Origin of the sequence: Zavarzinia sp., from assembly GCF_049306435.1 — a bacterium.
GTDB lineage: Bacteria > Pseudomonadota > Alphaproteobacteria > Zavarziniales > Zavarziniaceae > Zavarzinia.
This window is the reverse complement of sequence record NZ_JBAQRT010000339.1, coordinates 1-2,251: the sequence shown is the minus strand read 5'-3', so window position 1 is coordinate 2,251 and position 2,251 is coordinate 1. Positions and strand designations below refer to the sequence as shown.

General features: G+C 66.7%; 2 protein-coding genes. Both read left to right on the top strand.

Going from position 1 to position 2,251, the window contains the following annotated elements; all coding sequences use genetic code 11:
• Positions 1–226, top strand: a 226-nt coding sequence (locus WAZ62_RS19770) for a hypothetical protein (protein WP_422645252.1), incomplete at its 5' end; no start/stop codon positions are given.
• 112 nt (positions 227–338) lie between these two features.
• A partial coding sequence (ftsH, locus tag WAZ62_RS19765; RefSeq protein WP_422645251.1) for an ATP-dependent zinc metalloprotease FtsH occupies positions 339–2,251 on the top strand: 1,913 nt, incomplete at its 3' end.

The following is a 2,251-nucleotide window of genomic DNA, read 5'->3' as shown; positions in this document are numbered from 1 at the left end:
GACCTGGGACGGCCGCTTCGCCGTCGTCGCCGGGGCGGAGCCGGTGACCATCGCCGCCCTCGGTGACCTTCGGCCCTCCGGCCTGCCCCTCCTGCCGCTGGCGGAGCGGCGCGTTCTGCCGGCGGTTTTCGCGCGGGGACGGCTGATCGCCGTGCCCACCCTGGAATTCGGGACTCCACAGGCGGCACGACTGCGCTATTGTGCCCCCAGCATGTTTTCGGCCTGAACCGGATCAGGGTGTTGTTTACCGGCTCGGGCGCATTATTTAGAACAGAACGAGTGAATGGACCGCCCGCGAGGGCGGAATGCCGGCAATGCCGGTTGGAAAGGTGAAGCAAGTGAATTTGCCCGGCCGCAACCTCGCCCTGTGGGTCGTCATCGCGCTGCTGTTGTTCGCGCTCTTCAACGCCTTCCAAAGCTCGTCGGGGCGGAAGACGGGGCCGGCGATGACCTATTCGGAATTCGTCACCCAGATCGATGCCGGGCGGGTCGCCGACGTCACCATCCAGGGTGACCAGATCACGGGCCGGCTGACCAACAACAGCGACTTCACCACCTATGCCCCCTATGACCCGAACATGATCTCGCGCCTCCTCGAGCGGGGCGTGAACGTGAAGGCGGAACCGCTGGACAAATCCGGCCCCACGCTGCTCGACGTGCTCGTGTCGTGGTTCCCGATGCTGCTGCTGATCGGCGTCTGGATCTTCTTCATGCGCCAGATGCAGTCGGGCGGCGGCAAGGCCATGGGCTTCGGCAAGTCCAAGGCGCGCCTGCTGACCGAACGTCACGGCCGCATCACCTTCGACGATGTCGCCGGCATCGACGAAGCCAAGGAAGAGCTCGAGGAAATCGTCGACTTCCTGAAGGACCCGCAGAAATTCCAGCGCCTCGGCGGCCGCATCCCCAAGGGCGCGCTGCTGGTCGGCCCGCCGGGCACCGGCAAGACGCTGCTCGCCCGCGCCATCGCCGGCGAGGCGAATGTGCCCTTCTTCACCATCTCGGGCTCCGACTTCGTCGAGATGTTCGTCGGCGTCGGCGCGTCCCGTGTCCGCGACATGTTCGAACAGGCGAAGAAGAACGCGCCCTGCATCATCTTCATCGATGAAATCGACGCGGTCGGCCGTCATCGCGGCGCCGGCCTCGGCGGCGGCAACGACGAGCGCGAACAGACCCTGAACCAGCTCCTGGTCGAGATGGACGGTTTCGAGGCGAACGAGGGCGTGATCCTGGTCGCCGCGACCAACAGGCCCGACGTGCTCGATCCCGCGCTGCTGCGTCCGGGCCGTTTCGACCGTCAGGTCGTGGTGCCGAACCCGGATATCTCGGGCCGCGAGAAGATCCTCAAGGTCCATATGCGCAAGGTGCCGACGGCGGCCGATGTCGATGCGCGGGTGATCGCCCGCGGCACCCCCGGCTTCTCGGGCGCCGATCTCGCCAATCTCGTCAACGAGGCGGCGCTGCTCGCCGCGCGCAAGGGCCGCCGCATCGTCTCCATGGCCGAATTCGAGGCGGCCAAGGACAAGGTGATGATGGGCGCCGAGCGCCGCTCGATGGTCATGTCCGAGGAAGAGAAGCGCCTGACCGCGTTCCACGAGGGTGGCCATGCCATCGTCAGCCTGAACGTGCCGGCCGCCGATCCCATCCACAAGGCGACGATCATTCCGCGCGGCCGCGCCCTCGGCATGGTCATGCAGCTGCCGGAAGGCGACAAATATTCGCTGACCCGCGAATTCATGATCTCGCGCCTCGCCATCTCCATGGGCGGCCGCATGGCCGAGGAACTGGTCTTCGGCTACGACAAGGTGACCTCCGGCGCCTCCAGCGACATCATGGCCGCGACCTCGCTCGCGCGGAACATGGTCACCCGCTGGGGCCTTTCGGAAGAGCTGGGCGCCGTCGCTTACGGCGATAATCAGGAAGAGGTCTTCCTCGGCCATTCGGTCTCGCGGACGCAGAATGTCTCGGAGGCGACAGCCCAGAAGATCGACGCCGAGGTGAAGAAACTGGTCGACAACGCCCTCGACACCGCGCGCCGCATCCTGACCGAGCGGCGCGGCGATCTCGACACCCTGGCCAATGCGCTCCTCGAGTACGAAACCCTGTCGGGCGAGGAAATCATCGCTCTCCTCAAGGGCGAGAAGATCCACCGCGACGTCAGCGCGACGGAGCCGCCGGCCGATCTCGGCACCGGCTCGGCCGTGCCGCCGACCGGCAAGCCCGCCGATGATCGCGGCCAGGGCCTGCGCCCGGG